15 protein-coding genes are annotated in these 22,583 nt (G+C 74.6%); 5 read left to right on the top strand and 10 right to left on the bottom strand.

The features are described from left to right. Positions 1-26 precede the first annotated feature (26 nt). The 3 genes from K377_RS21225 to K377_RS21215 all read right to left on the bottom strand — a co-directional run bounded on the left by K377_RS21225 (position 27) and on the right by K377_RS21215 (position 6,146). On the bottom strand, positions 27-1,607 hold the full coding sequence (locus K377_RS21225; RefSeq protein WP_237551362.1) for a VCBS repeat-containing protein: 1,581 nt from the start codon (positions 1,605-1,607) through the stop codon (positions 27-29). A 113-nt stretch (positions 1,608-1,720) separates the two neighbouring features. Continuing rightward, positions 1,721-3,820, bottom strand: a complete 2,100-nt coding sequence (gene ligA / locus K377_RS21220; RefSeq protein WP_375605941.1) for an NAD-dependent DNA ligase LigA — start codon at positions 3,818-3,820, stop codon at positions 1,721-1,723. A gap of 31 nt (positions 3,821-3,851) precedes the next feature. Then, a complete protein-coding gene (locus K377_RS21215; protein WP_146614747.1) occupies positions 3,852-6,146 on the bottom strand; it encodes an MFS transporter in 2,295 nt (764 codons plus the stop codon). 180 nt (positions 6,147-6,326) lie between these two features. Between K377_RS21215 and K377_RS21210 the strand changes: the two genes are divergently transcribed. The 5 genes from K377_RS21210 to K377_RS21190 all read left to right on the top strand — a co-directional run bounded on the left by K377_RS21210 (position 6,327) and on the right by K377_RS21190 (position 13,433). Beyond that, a complete protein-coding gene (locus tag K377_RS21210) occupies positions 6,327-7,979 on the top strand; it encodes a PucR family transcriptional regulator (RefSeq protein WP_111665021.1) in 1,653 nt (550 codons plus the stop codon). 138 nt (positions 7,980-8,117) lie between these two features. Next, complete coding sequence (locus K377_RS21205) at positions 8,118-9,467, top strand: diaminopimelate decarboxylase (protein ID WP_202454736.1); 1,350 nt, start codon at positions 8,118-8,120, stop codon at positions 9,465-9,467. A gap of 100 nt (positions 9,468-9,567) precedes the next feature. After that, on the top strand, positions 9,568-11,001 hold the full coding sequence (locus tag K377_RS21200; RefSeq protein WP_202454711.1) for a permease: 1,434 nt from the start codon (positions 9,568-9,570) through the stop codon (positions 10,999-11,001). 55 nt (positions 11,002-11,056) lie between these two features. Next, positions 11,057-12,640: an amidohydrolase family protein gene (locus K377_RS21195; protein WP_111665019.1), complete on the top strand. Its 1,584-nt coding sequence runs from the start codon at positions 11,057-11,059 to the stop codon at positions 12,638-12,640. A gap of 187 nt (positions 12,641-12,827) precedes the next feature. Next, the gene (locus tag K377_RS21190; protein ID WP_181512613.1) at positions 12,828-13,433 is read left to right on the top strand and encodes a hypothetical protein; all 606 of its coding nucleotides are present in this window, start codon (positions 12,828-12,830) and stop codon (positions 13,431-13,433) included. 15 nt (positions 13,434-13,448) lie between these two features. On the opposite strand, the gene K377_RS21185 is transcribed toward K377_RS21190, so the two are convergent. The 7 genes from K377_RS21185 to K377_RS21155 all read right to left on the bottom strand — a co-directional run bounded on the left by K377_RS21185 (position 13,449) and on the right by K377_RS21155 (position 22,555). Continuing rightward, positions 13,449-15,494 carry a SpoIIE family protein phosphatase gene (locus tag K377_RS21185; protein WP_111665017.1) on the bottom strand — a complete coding sequence of 682 codons (2,046 nt, stop codon included), beginning with the start codon at positions 15,492-15,494 and terminating at the stop codon, positions 13,449-13,451. Between the two features lie 83 nt (positions 15,495-15,577). Continuing rightward, positions 15,578-16,807, bottom strand: coding sequence for a 4-hydroxybenzoate 3-monooxygenase (locus tag K377_RS21180; RefSeq protein WP_202454735.1), 1,230 nt, complete (start codon positions 16,805-16,807; stop codon positions 15,578-15,580). Positions 16,808-16,845: 38 nt separating this feature from the next. Next, positions 16,846-17,841 (bottom strand): ornithine cyclodeaminase family protein, encoded by a 996-nt coding sequence (locus K377_RS21175; RefSeq protein ID WP_111665016.1) that lies wholly within the window; start codon positions 17,839-17,841, stop codon positions 16,846-16,848. Between the two features lie 50 nt (positions 17,842-17,891). Beyond that, positions 17,892-18,815 (bottom strand): ABC transporter permease, encoded by a 924-nt coding sequence (locus K377_RS21170; protein ID WP_111665015.1) that lies wholly within the window; start codon positions 18,813-18,815, stop codon positions 17,892-17,894. Then, entirely contained in the window at positions 18,812-19,912 is a 1,101-nt protein-coding gene (locus tag K377_RS21165; RefSeq protein WP_111665014.1) for an ABC transporter permease, read from the bottom strand. Before K377_RS21165 ends, K377_RS21170 begins: the two co-directional genes overlap by 4 nt. A gap of 85 nt (positions 19,913-19,997) precedes the next feature. Beyond that, complete coding sequence (locus K377_RS21160) at positions 19,998-21,542, bottom strand: ABC transporter ATP-binding protein (protein ID WP_111665013.1); 1,545 nt, start codon at positions 21,540-21,542, stop codon at positions 19,998-20,000. After that, on the bottom strand, positions 21,539-22,555 hold the full coding sequence (locus K377_RS21155) for a BMP family ABC transporter substrate-binding protein (RefSeq protein ID WP_111665012.1): 1,017 nt from the start codon (positions 22,553-22,555) through the stop codon (positions 21,539-21,541). The genes K377_RS21160 and K377_RS21155 overlap by 4 nt, the downstream gene beginning before the upstream one ends. Positions 22,556-22,583: the final 28 nt, after the last annotated feature.

The raw sequence follows: 22,583 nt of genomic DNA, 5'->3' as shown, positions 1-22,583 counted from the left end.
CCGTGTCCGGCGGAGCGTGTCGCGCTCTAGCGGGCGATGCCGCCGCCTCCCATGTAGAGGCCCCGCTTCCCGTCGCTCTCGAAGCTGTCGCCGTCCAGCCGCGTGACGCCGTCGGTCGACAGGCCGTGGCCGGTGCCGGGCAGCACCCACGCGGAGCTGCGCACCTCGTCGTCGCCGGGCGCGGTCACCGTCAGGTCGGCGCGGTGATCGCCGTTCATGTCGACGAGGCGCACCGACAGGCCGAACGCGCCTCGGGTGCGCCTGTCGCCACCGATGTCGCCCGCGTCGACGACCTGGGCTCCCTCGCCGGTCAGGCCGTCGGGGCCGCCCAGCAGGAGCATCACCTGTTCCGGGACGGTCTTCGCGTGCGCCTCGTCGCGCGAGAAGCCGGCGACCACGTCCGCGTAGCCGTCGCCGTCGACGTCGCCGGTGTCCAGGGAGGTGTAGGCGGCGTCCTCGTTCCCGGGATTCTTGACGACCGCACCCGGCACACCCGGGGTGTCGCGGTCGATGGTCACCGACGGTTCTCCGTTCCCCGGACCGGTCCTGGAGCCGTACACGACGCTCACCGCGCCGTCGCTCACCTTTCCTCGCCGGGGACTGAGCACGAGGTCGGCGAGGCCGTCGCCGTCCACGTCGCCGACCGCACCGGCCGCCGCGTCGGGCAGGTCGACGCCGTCCGGCTGGACGAGACCGCCGCGACGGGCGTGGAAGTAGCTCACCGGCCGGCGTTCCTCGTAGGTGGCGGTGCCGAGCGGCTCGTCGTGGTGGAAGGCGATCAGCTCGTCGGCGCCGTCGCCGTCCAGGTCCCCGGCGACGAGGTCCTCGTAGTTCGCGGACCTGATGTGCTGCGCGGGCCGGCGGGGTGCAGACACCGGGCCGGTGCTCGCCGGCGAGCCGTCGCGGGTGAAGGGGCCCTTGAGCAGGCCCTTGTCGGAGCCGAGTCCGAAGACCAGGTCGGCGTGCCCGTCGCCGTCGAAGTCGCCGGCGACGAGCCGCTCCTCCAGGATCGGGTCCAGTGCCCAGGAGACATGACTGCCGTCGGTGCCCGGGACGCGGGCGGCGCTCTTCAGCCCGTCCGGGGAGCCCCACATGATGATCACGCTCGGTTCGTCGTCGTAGACGGCGGTGGCGAGGTCGGTGTAGCCGTCCCCGTCGAAATCGCGGGCAGCGACCCACGAACCGAAGTAGGCCTCGTAGTCGGCCTTCCCCGGTATCGCGGCGTCGTTCTGCGTGAGGTGCTGGCAGCGGGCGAGACCGGTACCGTCGCCCGATCCGTAGGCCACCGCGATGCTGCCGCCGCCGGCGTTCTCCACGTCGCCCAGTGCGCCCATGGCCAGGTCGGGGTGACCGTCACCGTCGAAGTCCGCGGCGGGCGCGGTACCGGCCGGTGCCCGACCGGACGTCGCCGGGGCGGCGGAGGGCGCCGTGCCGTGCGCCGTGGTGTGGCAGGTGCCGGGCGCGGCGATGCCGGGGGCGCCGGACCGGGCCAGCACCACTCCGCCCGCGACGGCGACCGCGGCGACGGCCGCACCGGCCGCGATCATCCACCGGCGTGTGCCGCCACGCTTCCGCTCCGCCTTCGGCTCATCCTGTTCGACGTCCATGTGATCAAGCACGTCTCCCCGATGTCCTGCGGTTCCGGGCACCTGGTTCCGAATGGATCACCGGCTCACCGGATCAGGGGTGGAGTCGGCTCGGACTCCACCCCGCGCTTCGGTCAGCCGAGGAAGTCGGCGACCATCGCCGCGAACTCGTCCGGGGTGGCGAGCCGGACGCCGAGGCTCTCCGCCTTGGCCCGCTTGGCTCCCGCGCCCTCTCCCGCCACGAGGAGGCTCGTGTTCTTCGAGACGCTGCCCGACGACTTGCCGCCGGCCCGCTCGATCAGCTCGTTCATCTGATTGCGGGAGAGCTCCTGCAGGGGGCCGGTCATCGCACCCGTGACGACGACCTTCAGGCCCGCCAACGGACCGGCGTCGGCGGCAGGAGCGTCCGGGTCGTCGGCGGCGGGCGGGGTGGCGCCGGGCTCCGTCATGCTCAGGCCGGCCGCCGCGAGCCGGTCGATCTGGTCCGCCAGCTCCGCGAGTTCGGCGACGATGACACGGGCCTTCTCGGCGCCGATGCCGTCGACCCGCTGCATCGCCTCGGCGTCCGCCGCCCGGATGCCGTCCATCGTGGCGAAGTACCGGGCGATCCGGCGGGACATGGACCGGCCCGTCCCGCGCACGCCCAGGGCGCACAGCACACGCGACAGCGGCTGGCTCCGGGCCGCTTCCAGCGCCGCCATCAGGTTGTCGGTGCTGGTCTCCCCCATCCGCTCCAGTCCGAGCAGCTGCTCACGGGTCAGCCGGTCGAAGAGGTCGGGCAGGGCGGTGATCAGACCCGCCTCGACGAGTTGGACCACGCGGGTGTGACCGAGGCCCTCGATGTCGAGCTGGTCGCGCCCGGCCGCGTACGCGATCGAGGCGACGAGATGGCAGTTGCGGCCGCGCTCGCAGCGCCAGCGCTGCTCACTGGTGTCGATGCCCGAGCCGCACTGCGGGCACTCGGCGGGAAAGACGATCTCCCGCTCGTCGCCGGTGCGCAGGTGGGCGACGGGGGCCTCGATGCGCGGGATGATGTCGCCCGCCTTGTAGACCATCACCTGGTCGCCGAGGAGCAGGCCGCGGCGGGTGATGTCCGCCGGGTTGTGCAGGGTGGCGTACGTGACGGTGGAGCCGTCGATCTCGACCGGCTCCAGGACGGCGCGCGGCGCGATGATGCCGGTGCGGCCCACGTTCCACTCCACGTCGAGCAGCCGGGTGATCTTCTCGACGGCCGGCAGCTTGAACGCGACCGCCCAGCGCGGCGCCCGGGTGCCGGAACCCGCCGCGCGCTGGTCGGCGGCGAGGTCGGCCTTGACGACGATGCCGTCGATGCCGAAGGGCAGGTCGGCGCGGAGCCCCGCGATCCGCTCGACCTGCTCCACGACCTGGTCGACGGTCGTGACGACGACTCCGGGCACCTGGGTGCTAGCCGGGGTGTTGACGCCCCAGTCCGCGGCCCGGTCCATGAGGGCGCCGTGCGCGGAGTCCTGGAGTGCGGCAGTGAGGGCTTCGTCGGTTTCGGGCAGCGGCAGCAGTCCGTAGCCGAAGAAGGTCATCGGCACCGTGTAGGCCCGGTCCTTGGCGCGCAGGGTGCCCGCCGCGGCGTTGCGCGGGTTGGCGAACGGGTCGCCGCCGTGCTCGGTGCGCACCTCGTTGGCGTACTCGAACTGAGCGGCCGTCATGAGGACTTCGCCGCGCACCTCCAGCGTGACGGGCTCGGTGAGCCGGTCGGGCAGGCCCTCGATGGTGCCGATGGCGTGGGAGACGTCCTCGCCCGCGGTGCCGTCGCCGCGGGTGACGAGCCGGGCGAGGCGTCCTTCTCGGTAGCGGGCGGCGATGGCGAGGCCGTCCAGCTTCGGCGAGACGTTCCAGCTCGCCACCGCACGGCCGATCCGGCGCTCCAGGGAGGCCGCCCAGGTGGTGAACTCCTCGCCGGAGAACACATTGTCCAGGCTCAGCATGGGCACCGTGTGCGGGACGTCGCCCTCGACCGCGCCGCCAGCGACCTTGCCCGAGGGCGAGTCGGGCAGCACCTCGTCGGGGTGCTCGGTCTCGTACACCGTGATCGCCCGCACGAGCCGGTCGTAGGCGTCGTCGTCCAGGGCTGAGGTGCCGCCGTCGTAGTACGCGGCGGCGGCCCCGCGCGCGTCCCGCACCGCCTCGGCGTAGGCGGTGGAATCGGGCAGCGCGGGCAGGCCGGAGGGACCGGCGGAAGTCGTCGTCATGGAGTTCATCCTGCCTGGTGCCACTGACAATGACGGGTCGTCAGGCCAGGGACAGGTCCGCGTGCCGGGAGCGCGGCGCGGCCGCCGTCTCGCGGGTGAGGGCGACGACGGCGATGTCGTCGGTGAGGTGGTGGGTCCAGTCGTGGACGTCCCTGTTGAGGTGGGTCACCAGCGCGCCCGGTTCGGTGCCGGCGGCCACCTCCAGGCGTTCGGCGAGGGGGTAGAACTCGCCGGAGGAGTTGCGGGCCTCGCTGAGCCCGTCGGTGTGCAGCAGGAGCGTCTCGTCGGGGGCTAGTCCGACCGTGGACGGCCGCGGAAGGTCGTCGCCGAGGGCGCCGAAGCCGAGCGGCAGCAGGGCCGGTACGGCGATCTCGCGCACGCTGCGCCGGGAGACGGCCAGGGGCGCGAGGTGGCCGCAGTTGACGACCTCCACCGCGTCGCCGCCGGTTCCGTGCTGGATCAGGACGGCGGTGGCGAACAGTTCCTCGTCGCCGCGGGCGCCCGCGGCGCGCACCAGTTGCCGGTCCAGGCGGGCGGCGAGTTCCCCGAGGTCCGCGACCTCGTGCGCCTGGCACCGGAAGGCGCCGAGGACGTCGGTGACGGTCTGTACGGCAGGCATGCCCTTGCCGCGCACGTCGCCGACGAGGATGCGGGTGCCGAAGGGGGTGTCGACGGCTTCGAGGAAGTCGCCGCCGATCCCGGTGCCGACGGTGGCGGGCCGGTACAGGCCGGCGAGGCGCAGACCGCCGAGCCGGGGCGGGATCGGGTGCAGCACGGCGTGCTGCAGCGCGCCCGCGGCCTGCTCGGTGCGGGCGTGCCGTTCGGTCTGCTGGCGCCGCAGGAACGTCAGGACACCGGCGAGGACGCCGATGGCGAGGGCGGTGACGACGGTGCCGGGCCGCTGTGCCACCTGCTCTCCGGCGAAGCCGCGGAGGAGCAGGTACTCCAGGCCGGCCGTGCCCGCGACGGCGAGGGCGACGGCGGGCCGTCCGACGACGAGCGCCGCGGCGGCCACGACGCCGACGGCGACCCACAGCAGTTCGCCGATCTCGGCGGAGGCCGGCCCGCTGCTCAGGACCGAGGTGGCGGGCATGGCCTGCGCGGCGGCCGTGCCCAGGACGATGGCGGTCGGGTGGAGCGCGGAGAAGGCGCCCAGGCGGGAGTGCGGCAGCGCGGCGAGGAAGCCCGCCATCTGCGGGGTCTGGGCGGTCATGATGCCGAAGCCGACCAGGGCGGACATCGCGCAGCACATGGCCGTCGCCGGGCCCGCGCCCGCCGGGACGGAGTGCAGCAGGGCCAGGCCCACCGCCGCGAGAGGCAGCCCGAGTGAGCAGCCCGTCAGCGGGGTGAAGGCGGTGCGCCGGGCGAGCAGGCAGGCGGCGGCGCCGCCGAGGCCGAACGCGGAGACGGCCAGGACGCTCTGGGTGCGCGTGCCGCCGCCCGCGAGGACCAGCGCCGGGAGGACGAGGGCGACGACGATCTGGGTGAAGCCGAGGACGACTCCGGCGGCAAGTGCCGTGCCGGGCTGGCGCAGCGGGGCGCCGGTCAGGCGCCGTCGGCTGCGCGAGCACAGCAGACCGGCGGCGACGGCGCCGGGCGCCGCGGCGAGCGGCGCGAGGACCCACGGGTCGGACCAGCCGCGTACGGGCGCGAGATAGAGGCCGGTGATCAGCAGCACCGCCGCGCCGAGGCAGCCGGAGAAGAGCACGTCGAGGCGGGTCGAGGTGCCCGAGACGGCCGTCTCGGGCACGATCCGCAGCACGGCGACGGTGCCCGCGACGGCGAGCACGGCGAAGGCGAGGGAGACGGTCCGCCAGCCCAGGGCGGAGACGATCAGCGAGGCCACATTGCTGATACCCAGGAAGACCAGGGACATGACCGCGAGCCAGGTGCCCATGATGCGGCGCAGCCGGCCGGGCAGCGACAGGGACGGGACGAAGGCCAGGCAGGTCACGAAGATCGCGGAGGCGGCCATGGTGACCAGGACGCGTCCGGCGATGTACGCGGAGGGCTGCGCGACGAGGGCCACGAACAGGCAGCCGGTGGCGAACGCGGCCAGCGACCAGACCAGCACCCGGCGGCGGCCGAGCCGGTCGCCCGCCCGTCCGGTGACGAAGAGGGCGACGATGCCGGCGACGGCGCCGAGCACCTCGCCCACGGCCATCGACTCCCGGCTCACGCCGAGCTCGCGCGAGAGGGACGGTCCGGCGGCCGCCCTGAGCACGGGGCCGATCACGTACAGGGCCGCCAGGGCGCCGAGCACGGCGTACACCCGCTTCGGCGCGTGTCCGGGGCCGGGCGGGCCCGCCGCTCGCACGACCATGTCCCTCGCCACGTGACCGCCTCTTCCTTTCCTCGCGCCCCCTGTCGCTCGGCCCCCGAGCGTGCGCCCCTGATGTCGCACCTCTCATGGGATGCCCGACCGTGCGGCATTTATTCAGAGTGCTAAGTTTTAAGGTCTAAAGTCACGGCCCGTGCGGGCGAACGGCCCGGAGCGGATTCGTATCCTGCCCTTGTGATCAACCCGCCTCAGGACGCCACGTTGCGCCAGGTTCTCGACCAGGACGAGGACGGTGTGCTGCGCCTCGTCCTCGCCCCGTCCGGGCCCGACGTCCCGGTGCGCGGGGTGCTCATCGGCGACGAGGACGCCGTCCGGCCGCACGACGGGTATCTCGTGCTCGGGGCGGGTCTCGCGCCGGACCCGGCCGTGGCGGCGGAGCGGGTGCGGGAGCTGGCGCGGCGGGGTGTCACCGCTCTCGTCCTCAGGGACACCGGCGACGGGCCGCCCCCGGAGGAGATCGTCGCGGCCGCGCGCGAGACCGGGCTGGGCCTGCTGGTGCGGGCCGGGTGGGCGGACTGGGCGGACGCCGTCGAGCTGGTCCGTTCCGCGTGCGCGTTCGCGGCGCTCGGCACCGGGGACCGGCTCGTGGGGGACATCGCGGGCGGCGGGCTCGCCGTACTGGCCGCCGAGGTCGCCCGGTACTGCGGCGCCTCGATCACGGTGGAGGACACCCTGTTCCGGGTGCTCGCGCACTCCGCGACCGGCCCCGACGCCGATCCCGTCCGGCAGTCGACGATCCTCGGCGGGAAGGTCCCCGACTGGCGGGTGGCCGAGCTGCGGCGGGCCGGACTGCTGCGCGCGCTGTGGAGTTCCCGCGACGTCATCCACCGCGCCGCGCAGGGCGGCGATCCGGAGCGGCTCGTCGTCGCGATCCGCAACGGCGGCGAGATGCTCGGCTCGATCTGGGCGGCCGCCGACGGCGGCGGTTTCACGCCCGAGGCGCCGGAAGCGCTGCGCCGCGCCGCCGAGGTCGCCGTGCCGTATCTGCTCCAGCACCGGCTGCGCGTCGGCTCCGAGCGGCGCCGCGAGCAGCACGCGATGCGCGGGCTGCTGTCCGACGAAGGCGACCGGCGCACCCACCTGTGGTCGCTCGGGCTCACGGTGCGGACGCCCTGCGCGGTGGTCGTCGCCGAGCAGGAGGAGTCCACCGCGCCCTTCCCCGAGCGCGTCTTCCAGGCGCTCGCGCTCCAGGCCAGGGCCCACCGGACGGGCACCCGTTATCTGCGCGGGAGCCGCCGGCTCACCGTGCTGCTTCCGGTGCCCGACGGGCAGGACCGGGACGCGGTGACACTCGCCCGGGACCTCGCCTCCCTGGCCGCCGCGATGCCGGACGCCCCGGCCGTGCGGGTCGGCGCGGGCCCGGTCGTGGACTCGCCGCTGGCCGCCGCCGAGTCCGCCGAGGAGGCCCGGCTGGTCGTGCGCGCCCTGCGGGAGCGCGAGGCGCGCGCCGCGCGGGCCGACGACGAGCCGCCGCTGCGGCACGCGGGGCCCGAGGACGTGCGGCAGAGCGTGGCGGTGCTCCGGGTCCTGGACGCGGTCCGGCCGCTGTGGGAGCGGCACGGCGGTCCGGTGCACGACATGGTCGCCGCCGATATCGCCTCCGGGGGCGATCTGGTCCGGTCGCTCACCGCCTATCTGGACGCGGCGGGCGACATATCGCGCGCGGCGCAGCGTCTGGTGCTGCACCCCAACACGCTGCGGTACCGGCTCAAGCGGGTGCGGGAGCGCTTCGGCCTCGACCTCGACGATCCGGACACCCGGCTGATCGTCACCCTCGCGATGCGGCTCGCCACCTCGGACGGCGCCCCGGACGCTCCGGAGGTTTGACCCGTTTCATGGGGGTGTTCGGAACGGTGCACAAAAGAAGACCGCTGTTTTGGCCCGGGGTACGAAGACGGGCCCGCTCGGCGGCGGTCAGGCTCGGGGCACCTCCCCCGTTCCCGTGACGAAGGCCGCCCCGTGACTCTGGATTCCGCCACCTTCCTTGACCCGCGTACGGCAGAGGAGCGCGTCGCCGCGGTGCTGCGGCACGCCGTCGACCGGAGGCTGGTCGGCACCGAGCAGCCCGTCGCGGGCTTCCTCGACACCGACGGCATCCGGGCGTCCGTCGCCGCGCTGCACGCCGCGTTCGGCGAGGTCCCCGACGTACTGCACACCTTCGCGGTCAAGGCGTCGTCATTGATCCCCGTCCTGCGGCTGCTGGCCGATCTGGGGATGGGCTGCGAGGTGGCGAGCCCCGGCGAGCTGCGGCTCGCCCTGGACGCCGGCTGCGCGCCCGACCGGATCGTCCTCGACTCCCCCGCGAAGACCCGCGAGGAGATCGCCGAGGCGCTGGCCCTGGGCGTGGCGCTGAACGCCGACAACCTCGACGAGCTGGAGCGCGTCGACGCGCTGCGGCCGGCCGGCAGCGCGTCCGTGATCGGGCTGCGCGTCAACCCGCAGGTCGGCTCGGGCTCGATCGGCGCGATGAGCACCGCCACCGCCACGTCCAAGTTCGGCGTCGCACTGCGGGACGCGGGCGCGCGCGAGCGCGTGGTGCGGGCGTTCGCCGAGCGGCCCTGGCTGACCCGGCTGCACGCCCATGTCGGGTCGCAGGGCTGCCCGTTGGAGTTGATCGCCGAGGGCGTCGCGGAGGCGTACCGGCTCGCCGAGGAGATCAACGCGGCGGTCGGCCGGCGGCAGGTCACCAGCCTGGACATCGGCGGCGGCCTGCCCGTGAACTTCGCCGACGACGACGTGCGTCCCACCTATGAGGACTACACGCGCGCCCTGCGCGCCGCGGAGCCGGGCCTGTTCGACGGCCGGTACGGCCTGGTCACGGAGTTCGGGCGGTCGCTGCTCGCCAAGAACGGCTTCATCGCGGCCCGCGTGGAGTACGCGAAGGAGGCCGGGGGCCGCCGGATCGCGGTGACGCACGCGGGCGCGCAGACGGCGACCCGCACCGTGCTGATGCCGGGCGCCTGGCCGCTGCGGGTCGGCGCCTTCGACCCGCAGGGCCGGCCGAAGGGCGGCGCGCCCGTGCCGCAGGACGTGGCGGGGCCGTGCTGCTTCGCGGGGGACGTCGTCGCCGAGGACCGCGCGCTGCCGCCGCTGGCGGAGGGCGACTTCGTCGTGCTGCGCGACACCGGCGCCTACTACTTCTCGACGCCCTGGGCCTACAACAGCCTGCCCCGGCCCGGTGTGCACGGATACACCACGGACGCCGGGGGAAGCGTCCGCTTCGCGACGGTCCGCGACGCCCAGACGCTCGACGAGATCGCTGCCGAGAGCGGCGCCCGGCACGCCGACGGGCTCACCGGCCTGTCACACCCCTGAGCGAGCGCGGCTCTCTTCATCAGGGGCGCGGAACAGCACCCGTCGGCCCCGCACCCGGCCACCACCCTTCAGTCCCCTCACCACGTGCCGAGGACCTGCCATGCCCAGAACAGCCGCGGCGCCGGACGCCGCCCCCGCCCGCTCCCGTCCCCTGCGCCGCCCGCTCGCCCTGGGCGCCGCCGTCCTCGCGCTCGTCCTGAGCCTGGTCGCCGGCCTCACCACGAACGCCCCCACGGTCTGGGGACTGCTGCCGATCGCGCTGTACGCGGTGCTCGCCCTCACCGGCCTGGACCTCGTCCTCGTGACCGGCATCGCCCTGGTGAGCGCCGTCCTGGTGGCCCTGCCCACGCCCGGGCAGGCCGGTGACGTCCTGGGCACCTCCGTGACCGACCCGGTGACCGTCATCGGCCTGATCATCGTGCTCGGGTCTGCCGCAGGTGAGGTGCTGCTGCTCACGGGCGTCGCCGACACGCTCGTACGCGCCATCATGCGCACCGCCGACGGCCGCGGCACGACCGTACTGATGTACGGGATGATGGCGGCCTGCATGGTCCTGGTGGCCGGGCTCGGCACCCTCGCCGGGGCGCTCGCCATCGCCGCGCCGCTGCTCGTCCCGGTCGCCGCGCGGGCCGGGTTCACCCGCTCGGCGACGGCGGCGACCATGTTCCTCGGCGGCTGCGCGGGTCTCGCGCTCGCACCCTTCGCGGGCTCCAACATCGCCATCATGAACACGGCCGACACCGGCTATCTCACCTACGTGGCCGTCGGCGCGGGCCCGCTCGCCGTCCTGTCGCTGCTGCTCGCCGCCGTGGTGGTGCCCTGGGTGCAGCGCCGCAGCGCCGCGCAGGGCGACCACTACCGGCCGGAGGAGGTCACCGAGGAGCGGCAGGCCGAGCCCACGCCGCACGAGGCCGCCCGCACCCGCCGGGCCACGTGGACCTTCGTCGCGGCGCTCGCCGCCACCGTCTGCTACGCCACGGCGACGAAGGCGGACACCACGTTCCCGCTGATCGCCCTGCCGCTGCTCATCGTGGTGACCGCGGCCGCCGCCGGGCTCTCCCCGAAGCGCGCCGCCGCAGCGGTCCTGACCGGCGCCCGCCGGATGCTGCCGATGCTGCTGCTGTTCTGGATGCTCGCCGCCCTGTTCGGCTTCATCGACCTGCTGCACCCGTACGACGTGGTGCTCGACCGGTTCGGCCCCGGCCTGCGCGACATGTCTCCGGTGCCGTTCGCGCTCGCCGTGGCGGCGCTCGGCTGGGTGGGGGTGCCGGGCGCGACGGCGGCCCAGGTCATCCTCATCGGCGAGGTGTTCGGCCCGCTCGGCGACCAGCTGGGCATCACCCCGGCCGCCTGGGTCGTCATCCTGCTGTGGGCCTCGAAGGCGGACACCTACGGCCCGCTGCCCAACGCCAACATGGTCGGCGCCATGGGCATGGCCCGCGCCACCCGGCTCCCCTATCTGCTCGGCACCGGCTGGGCGCTGCTCGTCCCGGCGTGCGCGCTCTACGCCGTTCTGCTCATCCTCATCCTGTGACACCCCAGTCCGCCGCCCGACCCGCTCCCCCGCGTTCCTCAGGAAGTGATCCGACATGACCGATCCCACCGCCCCGTACGACGTGCTGATCACCGGCGCCACCGTGATCGACGGCACCGGCGCCGCCCCGCGCCGCGCCGACATCGGCGTACGCGACGGCCGCATCGCCCATGTCGGCGCGCCCGATCCGGAGGCGACGGCCGCAACGGTCCTCGACGCGACCGGTCTCACCGTCACCCCCGGCTTCATCGACCTGCACTCGCACGCGGACTTCTCCGTGCTCGCGATGCCGGACGCGGAGGCCTGTCTGCGGCAGGGCGTGACGACGGTGGTCACCGGCAACTGCGGTCTGTCGCCGTTCCCGACGGCGCCCGGCGAGGAGCCCGAGGACGGCGGGCCCGGCACGCTGGCCGGGGCCCAGTGGACGGACCTCGACGCGTTCGCCGCGGCCGTCGACGCCGCGCGGCCCGCCCTGAACGTCGCCCCGCTGGTCGGGCACGGCGCCCTGCGCACCGCGGTGACCGGCGCCGCCCGCACCCCGGCGGGACCCGCCGAACTGGACGCCATGCGCGCCCTGTTGGCCCGCGCCGCCGAACAGGGCGTCTTCGGCATGTCGACCGGACTCATCTACGCGCCCGGCTCGTTCGCGACCACGGACGAGATCGTCGCGCTGGCCACCGAGGCGGCACGGCACGGGCTGCTCTACGCGACCCACATGCGCGACGAGGGCGACCGGCTCGTCGAGGCCGTCGAGGAGGCGATCGGCGTCGCCGAGGCATCCCACGTACGGCTGCAGATCTCGCACTTGAAGGCGATGGGCCCGGCCAACCACGGCAAGGTCGACACCGCCCTCGCGCTGATCGACGCGGCCGCCGCCCGCGGGCTGGACGTGGCCTGCGACGTGTACCCGTACACCGCGTCCTCGACCCGCCTCACCTCGCGGCTGCCCGACTGGGCGATGGACGGCGGCCCGGGCGCCCTCGTCGAGCGGCTCGCCGATCCCGCGACCCGCGAGCGGATCCTCGCCGATCTGCGGCCCGCCGTCGGCCGGACCTTCCTGCCCGAGGGCGTCGTCCTCGCGATGCTGGGCCCGGGCCGCTACAGCGACCGGGTCGGCGACAGCATCGCCGACATCGCCCGGGACGAGGGCACCGAGCCCGCCGCCGCGGTCCTCGACGTGCTCGCAGCGCACCAGGGCGAGGTCATGATCGTCAACCACGCCATGGCGGAACGGGACGTGGAGACGGTGCTGCGCCACCACGACGCGGCGGTCGCCAGCGACGGCTGGGTGCTGCACGCGCCGGGCGACGGCCACCCCCACCCGCGCAACTTCGGCACCTTCGCCCGCGTCCTGGCCCGCTACGTCCGGGAGCGCAAGGTGCTCGAACTGGCCGACGCCGTACGGAAGATGACGTCCCTCCCGGCATCCCGGCTGCCGCTGCCGGACCGGGGCACGCTGGCCCCCGGCCAGGTCGCCGACCTCGTCGTGCTCGACCCGGAGCAGGTCACCGACACGGCGACGTTCGCCGATCCCTGGCAGTACGCGACCGGTGTCCGGGACGTCCTCGTGGCCGGTGAGTTCGTGCTGCGCTCCGGCGCGACGACGGACGCCCGCCCGGGCCGCACCCTGCGCCGGTGACGGCGCCGGTGACGGCGCCGGTGACGGCGCCGGTGACGGCGCCGGTGACGGCGCCGGTGACATCGGTGGCGAACCTGTGACAAAAGGGCGGGCAACGCATCCGGCGGGTCGCGGGTCGTAACGGGTACGGCGCGAGACGCCGGGGCCGGGTGGTCCGGCCGAACGACCTACACGGGGGATGACACCGATGAACGTACGAGAGAACCGGACCCTGTTCGCGGCGGGTGCGGCGGCGGCCGTCGTGGCGGTCGCCGCCCTGGCCGCCCCGGCGTCGGCGGCGGGCACGCCCCGCTTCCTGTCGCCGTCCGAACTGCCGCCGCACGCCTCGTCCGCCTGGACCGCGGGACCGGTCACCGCCGGGCAGCCCGACCCGCTGCCGCTGTGCGTGGGCGACGCACTGCCGTCGATCTCGGTGCACCGCGTCTACCGCACCGACCTCGACACCGGCGCGCTCCAGGTGACGGTCGTCGAGCGGGACGCGCAGGCGGCCAAGGCGTTCGTGGCGCTGCTGCGCCGGCATCTCGACAACTGCGCGAAGGACGTGACGGCGGCGGACCCCGAGGTCACCGCCACGCAGAAGTACTACGGCAAGCTGTCCGTGGAGGAGGGTGCGTACGTCTACGGCGTGCACACCGAGGCCTCCTGGGGCGCCTCCGACATCAACCTGTTCTCGGTCGGCCGGGACGGCGCGGTCGTGACGGTCGTCCAGTGGGGTGAGATGGGCTCCTTCGCGCAGGCGCCGGTGGCCGCCTTCAAGAAGACGACGGTGACGGCGGTGAACAAGCTGCGCTGACGCGACGGCGCGCGCTCAGGAGTCGGGCACGGTGAAGTCGCACCACACCGCTTTGCCCTCGCCGCGCGGCTCGACTCCCCAGCGCGACGCCATCGCCTCCACCATGACCATGCCGCGTCCGGAGGTGGCCGTCTCCCCCGGTGTGCGCCGGTGGGGGCGGGAGCTGGAGCGGTCCTTGACCCACAGGCGGACGACGCGCGGCGGTCCGGCGAGCACTTCGAGGGTGAGCACGGCGCCGCCCTCGGTGTGCATGAGGGCGTTGACGAGCAGTTCGCCGGCGGCGGTCTCCACGTCGTCGGCCATGACGCCGAGCCCCCACGCGGTGAGGTGTTCGCGCAGGGCGGCCCGCGCGTCGGCCAGGCCCTCCGGGTCCGCCTGGTGGACGTAGCGGTGCATGCGGGGCGCCTGGGGCGTGCCCGAGTCCGGCACCCGGCGCAGCACGACCAGTGCCACGTCGTCGCCGCTGCCCCACTTCTCCCACAGGGAGCGGGAGAGGTGGTCGGCGACCTGCTCGGCCGTGGGCGGCCCGGCGCCGAGCGCGTCGGCGAGTGCGCGCAGCCCGTCGTCGATGTCGGCGCCGGGCTCCTCGACGAGGCCGTCGGTGCAGAGCACGAGGGTCTCGCCCGGGACGAGGTCGAGTCGGGTCTCGGGGAAGTCGTCCTGCTCGAACTCGGTGGCCAGGCCCAGGGGCAGTCCGCCGCGCAGCCGGGGAATGCCGACCCGGCCGTCGGTGTGCCGCACGAGCGGGGGCAGATGTCCGGCCCGCACGGCGCGGACGATGCCGGTGGCGGGGTCGAACTGGGCGTACGTGCACGTGGCGAAGCGGTCCGTGTCCAGTTCGGCGAGGAAGCGGGAGGCCCGCGAGAGCACCGTGGCGGGCGGGTGTCCCTCGCCCGCGAACGCCCGCAGCGCGATCCGGAGCTGGCCCATGATCGCGGCCGCGTGGGTGTCATGTCCCTCGACGTCGCCCACGACGATGCCGAACCGGCCGCGCGGCAGCACGACGACGTCGTAGAAGTCACCGCCGACCTGACGGCCGCCCCACGCGGCGTGGTAGCGGACGGCGAGTTCGGTGTCGGGGACCTCGGGGACGGACTTGGGCAGCATCGTGGACTGGAGGCTGCGGGCCAGGTCGCGTTCCTCGTCGAAGAGGATGGCCCGCTGGAGGGACTGCGCGACGATGCCGGACAGGCCGATGCAGAGGTTGCGGTCGGCGTCGGAGAACTCCCGGCGGCCCCGGTAGAACAGGGCGAGCCCGCCGATGGCGCGGTCCTGGGCGACCAGCGGCAGGAACGCCGCGGCCTCCAGTCTGAGCCGGTCGATGTAGGGGGCCAGACGGGTGAACCGGTGGGCGAGGTCGGACAGGTCCCCGACGAACCGGGGCTGCCGGTTCATGACCACCTCGGCGAGCGGCAGGGAGTCGTCGATCTGGTGCAGCTTGAGTTCGTCGAGGGCCTGCATCGACTGGCCCACCAGGGCGATCAGCTTCAGGTCGGAGCCCTCGACCAGGCCGAGGACCAGCCCGTCGGCGGCGAACCGGTCGAGGCCGCCGGCGCCGGACAGCACGGCCACGACGTCGTCGACGGTCACGGCCCGGGACAGCGCCTCGGTGGTGCCCTGCACCATGAGGGCCACCCGGCGGCGCTTGCCGTCGGCCCCGTCGAGTCCGGCCAGCTCGGCCGGTTCGTGCGGGGCGGCGCGCACCACGCCGACGATCCGCACGGCCCGCCCGCCCGCGTCGCGCAGGACGCGGCCCGAGACATGGGTGAGGCGTGCGGTGCCGTCCCGCATGGCGATCTGGAAGTACGCGCCGTAGACGTCGCTGCCGGTCGCGACCGCCTCGTTGATGACCGCGGTGACCCGGACGGCCTCCTCGGGCGGCATCCGTGACAGCACGGACTCCGCCGTGTCCCGGAACTCTTCCCGGGGCAGGTCGAGGACGGCCAGGCAGTTGTCGTCCAGGCGGAGAGCGCCGCCCTCCAGGTCCCAGTCGAAGCTGCCCATGCCGGTCAGCCGCAGTCGCTCTTCGAGGCCGATGTCCGGCTCGTGTGCAGGGCCCATATGACTCTCCGGTGTACCGCTTCGTCACCATATCGGCACGTCGACATCTGCGCGCGGCGGCCCGGAACGCCCCTCCGCGGGGATCAGTAGCGACCCGCCGTGCCCAGGTACTGCTCGGCGAACGCGGCGGCGGCCCGCGGCGAGGTGAACAGGCGGCGCAGCCTGGCCAGGCTCGTGCCCGTACGGAACGGGTCCCCCGCGGCGGCGCCGTGGTACACCTCCGACAGCCACTGGGAGAATTCCTGGTAGTCCCAGACACGGCGCAGGCAGGTGGGCGAGTAGTCCGTCAGGGCGGTGCCGTCGGGGTCGGGGCCGGTGAGGCGGGCCGTGAGCGCGTCGCCGAGGAGGAAGGCGTCGTGCAGGGCCAGGTTCATGCCCTTGGCCGCGATGGGGGCGACGAGATGGGCGGCGTCCCCGGCGAGCAGGAGCCGGCCGACGGTCATCGGCTCGACGACGTAGTCGTGCATGTCCAGGATCCGCTTCTCGACGAGGCGGCCCTCGGCCAGGGGCGCGGTCCCGGAGGCGGCGAGGCGGCGGTGCAGCCGGTCCCAGATGCGGTCGTCGGGCCAGGCGTCCGGGGTGTCGCCGGGCGGGCACTGGAGGTAGTAGCGGGTGACCTCGGGGCTGCGCGGCATCTGTCCGGCGAAGCCGTCCGGGTGCACCCCGAACAGTACGCAGTCCGCGGAGGGCGGCGCCTCGGCGAGCAGGGCGAGCCAGCCGATTCCGTAGTCGTGCCGGGCCGTGCGGACGCGGCCCGCGGGCAGCGCGGCCCGGGTGGCGCCGCGGGCCCCGTCGCAGCCCGCGACGAAGTCGCAGCGCAGCAGACGGCGCCGTCCGGTGTCGGGGCAGGTGTAGGAGACGGCCGGGTGGTCGGACTCCACGTCGTGCGGCGTGACGTCGCGCACGCCGAAGCGGATGTCGCCGCCGCGCACGTCGGCGTACTCGCGGACCAGGTCCGTGACGAGCAGTGGCTGCGGGTAGACGTAGTGGTGACTGCCCGTCAGCGCGTGGTAGTCAAGGCGGTGTTGTTCTCCTTCGAAGCGGAAGGCGCAGGCGGTGTGCCGTTCGGCGCGCGTCAGGAGGGGTGTGGCCAGGCCGCGCCGGTCGAGGGCGCGCACCGCCCACTCCTCGATGACGCCCGCGCGCGGCCGGTGCTCGATGAACGCGCGGGTCTCGCACTCCAGGACCACGCAGTCGACACCGGCGGCGCGCAGGATGTTGCCGACGGTGAGCCCGGCGGGGCCCGCGCCGACGACGACCACCGAAACACGTTCCGTCACAGGGGAGTTGATCGAGTTGATCTCCGGGGGCAGGGTCACGCGGTCATTATGGGGGCGGGCGTGGGCGGCCGTCAGGCCCCGAGATCGACGTGGATGCCGAGGCCCTTCCGCTCGGCGAGGTCGGTGAGCAGCCGGGTCACGGCGAGATCCTGGAGGCCCACGCCGACGGAGTTGAAGAGGGTCAGGTCGGTGTCGGCGGTGCGGCCGGGTGCGGTGCCCGTGAGGACGTCGCCGAGTTCGGTGCGGAAGTCGTCCTCGCGCAGCGCGCCCTCGGCGAGCGGGATCAGGACCTCGCCGGACTTGGTGCGGGCCGTGTCGTGGGCGTCGACGACGATCCGGCAGCGTCGCACCGCCTCCGTGTCGAGTTCGCGGTGGTCGGGGCGGGGCGGTGCGCCGACCGCGTTGATGTGCTGACCGGGCGTCAGCCAGGCTCCCTCGACGAGCGGTTCGCGGGACGGGGTGAGGGTGCACAGCACGTCGCAGGCCTCGGTGACGGCGCGTGGGCCGTCCAGGGCCTTGGCGGGGACGCCGAGTTCGGCCGTGATCCAGGAGGCGAGGTCGTGGGCGCCGGCCGGGGTGCGGCCCCAGAGCACGACCTGCTCGTAGGGGCGGCCGGGAAGCAGGGCCCTGGCGTGTGCGCGGGCCAGGGGGCCGGTGCCGATCAGGCCGAGGGTGCCGGCGTCGGCGCGGGCGAGGGCGCGGGTGGCGACGGCGGTGGCGGCGGCGGTGCGGACGCGGGTGAGTTCGGCGCCGTCGAGCAGGGCGTGGCAGGCACCGGTGTCCGTGTCGGTGGCGAGGACCGCGGAGCGTTGGACGGGGAGGCCGTGGTCCCGGTTGCCGGGGAGGTCGGCGAGGAGTTTGACGACGGCGAGGCCGTCGGGCGCGGAGGCGGCGGCCATGGCGAGGAAGGTGCCCTGGGTGCCCGGGAGCCGGAGGGCGGGCGGAGCGGGCAGGACGGCCCTGCCGAGGGTGAGGTCGCGGTGGGCGCGGGCCACGGCCGCCTCCACCTCCTCGACCTGGTCGGCCAGCAGCTCGCGGATGGTGGACCGGGTGAGGATCAGGGTCATGGTGCGGGTACTCCTGACGTGGGACATACGGGTGCGGGTGCGGAGGCAGGTCAACTGCCGCGCAGGAAGGGCACGGTGAGGGCCGAGGGGGCGCGGCTGCGGCCCACGAGGCCGCTCACGGCGAGCAGCGCGAACACGTACGGGAGCGTGACGAGCAGGGGTGCCGACAGGTGCAGGCCGAGGGCGGGGGCCGCGAACTGGAGCGACTGGGCGAGGCCGAAGACGAGGCAGGCCAGCAGGGTCGGCCAGGCGCGCCAGCGGCCCGCGATGACGGCGACGACCGCGAGATAGCCGATGCCTCCGGTGATGTTGTCGCTGAAGGCGTGCACTTCGGAGAGGGCGAGGTGGGCGCCCGCGAGGGCGGAGGTGGCGCCGGTGAGCAGGACGACGGCGTAGCGGATCGAGCGGACGGGGAGCCCGCACCGGTCGGCGGTGAGCGCGTCCTCGCCGACGGCGTCGACGGCGAGTCCCCAGGTCGTGCGGCGGCTCAGGGTGAGGGCGAGGAGCGCCGTGATCGCGAACGCCGCGTAGCCGAGGATCGTCTGCTCGAAGAGCGCGGGTCCGAGGACGGGGATCGCGTGCAGTCCGGGCACGGGCAGCGGGTCGAAGCCGGGCAGGGCGCTGCGGCTGCCGTCGCCGAACAGCAGCCGGGAGCCGTAGGTGGTCGCGCCGAGGGCGAGGGCGTTGGCGGTGATGCCGGTGACGATCTGGTCGGCGCGCAGGGTGACGCTGAGGAGCGCCTGGAGGGCGGCGAAGAGGAGGCCCGCGGCGAGTGCGGTGAGCACGCCGACGCCCGCGCTGCCGGAGGCGTGGGCTCCGGCGGCGCCCGCGAAGGCGCCGGTGAGCATCATGCCCTCGACGGAGAGGTTCAGGACGCCCGCGCGTTCGCTGAGCAGTTCGCCGGAGGAGGCGAGGAGCAGCGGCAGCGCCATGCGGACGCCGCCGGAGGCGAGTTCGTCGACGACGGCGCTCATGAGCGGCTCCTCGTCCGGTGGGTGATCAGCATGGCGGCGGCGATGAACAGCACGAGCAGGCTCTGCACGATCTGGACGGTCTGGGCGGGCACCTGGGCGGCGAGCTGGAGGTTGATGCCGCCGCTGGTGAGGAAGCCGAAGAGCAGGCTGGCGGCGGCGACGGCGGTCAGCGAGCCCCGGGCGAGCAGTCCGACGACGAGGCCGGAGAAGCCGTAGCCGGAGGAGAAGTTCTCGGCGAGCACGTACGGGGCGGTGGCGATCAGCGCGGCGCCCGCGAGCCCGGCGAGGCCGCCGGCGAAGGCGAGCGAGCCGCCCTCCAGGCGGGCGACGGGCAGCCCGAGCCGGGCGGACGCGGCCGGCGAGTGCCCGACCGCGCGCAGCCGCACCCCGGTCGCGGTGTGCCGGAGGGCGGCTCCGACGCCGAGGGCGAGGACGGCGGCGATGATCACGACGGCCGTGGCGGGCGACTCGGCGCCGCCGATCAGGGGCAGTTGGGCGCCTGCGGGGAGCGGCGCGGACTGCGGCAGGGTCTCCGAGGAGGTCACGGGCTGGCGCAGCAGGGCCGCTTCGTGGACGGACACCGAGACGAGGCCGAGCCCGATGAAGTTGAGGAGCAGGCTGGTGATCACCTCGCTGGTGCCGCGCCGTACCTTCAGCCAGGCGGCGATGCCCGCCCAGGCGGCCCCGCCGAGGAATCCGGCGAGCAGGACGAGGGGCACGCCGAGCGCGCCGGGGACGGCGGCGGGCAGGGCGAGTCCGGTGGCGGCCGCGGCGGTGCCGCCCGCGCAGAGCTGTCCCTCGCCGCCGACGTTCACGAGTCCGGCGCGGTGGGCGACGGTGAAGCCGGTGGCGATCAGGGCCAGGACGGCGGCGGAGTTCAGGGAGCTGCCGATGGCGTACGGGGAACCGAACATGCCCTCGTCGAGCGCGGCCCAGGCGGTGGCGGGGTCGGCGCCGGCCGCGACGACGAGCAGGATGCCGGCGCCGAGGGCGAGCAGGGCGGCCAGAACGGCGACGGAGACGGGGTGCCGGGCCAGGTCGGCGGGGCGCGGACCCGGCCGGCGGCCCGGTGGGGACGCGGTGGTGGTGGCGGTCACGGGGTTCCTCGGGAGGTCGGGGCGGGGTGTGGGGCGGGTGCGGTGGGTACGCGCGTCAGGGCTCGGCCGGTGCCGGTACGGCTTCCTACGCCGGTGTGGCGCCCACCATCAGCTCCCCGATCCGGTCGCGGGCCTCGGGGTCGCGCGGGTCGACGGGCCCGAGGAGGCGGCCCCGGTAGGCGACGAGGACGCGGTCGCTCAGGGCGAGGAGTTCGTCCAGTTCGGCGGAGACGAGGAGCACTCCGGCGCCGCGTGCGGCGGCTTCCCTGATCCGGGAGTGCACGGCGTCGACGGCGCCGATGTCGAGGCCGCGGGTCGGCTGGGCGGCGGCGAGGGCGACCAGCGGGTCCAGGGCCAGTTCGCGGGCCAGGACGACCTTCTGTTGGTTGCCGCCGGAGAGGGCGGACATCGGCGCGTCCGGCCCCGGGGCGCGGATGCCGTGTGCGGTGATCGCGTCGGTGGCGGCCCGGGCCAGCGCGGCCCGGTCGAGGGCGACGCCCCACGTGCGGAACCGGCCGAGCTGCCCGAGGTGCAGGTTCTCGGCGATCGACAACTCCGGTACGCAGCCCTCGTGATGGCGGTCCTCGGGCACGACGCCGAGCCCGGCCCGGGTGCGGGCGGCGGGGCCCGCGCCGGTCATGTCCCGCCCGTCGAGGGCGATGCGGCCGCTGTCCGCTGCGCGGGAGCCGCCGAGCAGGGCCATGAGTTCGCTCTGCCCGTTGCCCTCGACGCCGGCGATGCCGACGATCTCGCCGTGGCCGATGTCGAGGTCGACGCCGTCGAGGGCGTGGGTGCCGTCGGGGCGGCGCAGGGTGACGCCGCTCAGGGCGAGGGCGGAGCCTGCGGCCCGGGGTGCCTCGCGGGTGGCGACGGCGACCGGTTCGGCGAGGCCGACGGCTCCGGCGAGGGCCGGGTCCAGGGAGTCGGCGGCGCGGCCGATCATCATCGGGACCAGTTGCCGGGTGCCGAGTTCGGCGAGCGGGCCGCCGCCCGCGACGCGTCCGCCGCGCAGCACGGTGGCCTCGTCCCCGGCACGCAGGGCCTCGCCGAGCTTGTGGGTGACGAGGACGACGGCGCCGCCCGCGTCGGCGATGCTCCGGCAGGTGGCGAGCAGCGCGTCGGTCTCCGCCGGGCCGAGGACGCCGGTGGGTTCGTCGAGGACGAGGAGTCGCGGCGCGCGCAGCAGCGCCTTGACGATCTCGACCTGCTGGCGCGCGGCCACCGGCAGTTCCTCGATCCGGGCGTCGAGCCGGACGTCGAGGCCGTACTCGTCCCGGACGCGCGCGAGCCCGTCGTGGAGGTTGGGCAGGCGCAGCAGCCGCAGGTTCTGCTCGACGGTGAGGGTGGGGACGAGGCTGAAGTGCTGGTGGACGAGGGCGACTCCGGCGGCGAGCGCGTCGGCGGGGCGGCGCGGCGCGTAGGTCCCCCCGTAGAGGCTGAGGGTGCCCGTGTCCGGGACGAGGGAGCCGCCGACGGCGTGGCACAGGGTGGACTTCCCGGCGCCGTTCTCACCGAGCACGCAGTGCACGGTGCCGGGTCGCACGACGAGGTCGATGCCGTCCAACGCCCGTACGCCGCCGTAGGACTTGGCGAGCGCGGTGATCTGGAGTGCGGGTGCCGCGTGCGTCATCGGGTGGTGATCTCCCCGGACGCGAGCTTCGCCTTGATGGCGTCGAGCTTCTTCTCGGCGGCGGTCACCTCGTCGCCGGAGCCGCACAGCACCAGGTCGTTGTGCGGGGTGTCGAAGGTGAGGCCGAAGTGCACCGACTCCGCCTTCCAGGCCCCCTTCACCAACTGGTCGGTGGCGTACTCGATCTCGGCACCGATGTCCGTCTCGACGTATCCGGCGTAGGCGCTGTCGCTGCCGCAGTCGTGGGCCAGGGGGCCGCCGACGAGGCGCCCGCCACGGCCCGCGGCGGCCTGGGCGATGCCCTTGTGACCGAGGTTGAGGACCTGGCCGAGCACGTCGGCGCCCGCGCCGTAGTCGGCGAGCGCGGACTGCTTGGACTTGGCGGCGTCGTTGAAGTCGCCGACGTACTGCGGCGCGAGCACCTCGACCTTCGGGTCGGCGGCCTCGGCGCCGCGCTCGAACTCCTTGGCCGCGTTGACGATGGCGGGCAGTTCGGCGCCGCCGACGAAGCCGACGGTGCCCTTCTTCGACAGCAGGGCGGCCGCGGCGCCGGACAGGAACGCGGCCTGGGCCTGCTGCGGGTCGTAGAGGGCGAGGTTCGCGGTGGGCTCGGCATCGGCCGGGCCGCCGATCTCGGCGAACTTCACCTTGGGGAAGCGGGCGGCGACCTTGCGCACGGCGGCGTCGGTCTGCCCGCCGAGCGAGATCACCAGGTCGGACGTGGTGGCGAAGCGGACGAGCGCCTGTTCGTAGTCGGCGGCCTGCACCTGCTCGACCTTGCTGAACGCGACCTTGCCCGAGTGCTGCTTCGCGGCGCGCTGATAGCCGCGGTGGGCGGACTCCATGAACCCGTCGTCGGAGAGCGAACCGGGGAACAGGACACCGACCTTGAGGTCGCCGCCGGAGCCTTTCGCCGCGTCCTGCGCGGAGGACGCGCCGCCGCATCCGGTGAGCAGGGCGAGACAGGCTCCGGCCGCCAGCGCGCCCGGCGTGCGGAGAGGGGTGTGTGCCACTGAGGTGCCTCCCAAGGGGGGCCCGTGG

It is taken from the genome of Streptomyces sp. PsTaAH-137 (genome assembly GCF_003259365.1).
Lineage (GTDB): Bacteria > Actinomycetota > Actinomycetes > Streptomycetales > Streptomycetaceae > Streptomyces.
Note: the sequence above shows the minus strand (reverse complement) of the source record. Positions and strands in the feature narration are given on the sequence as shown.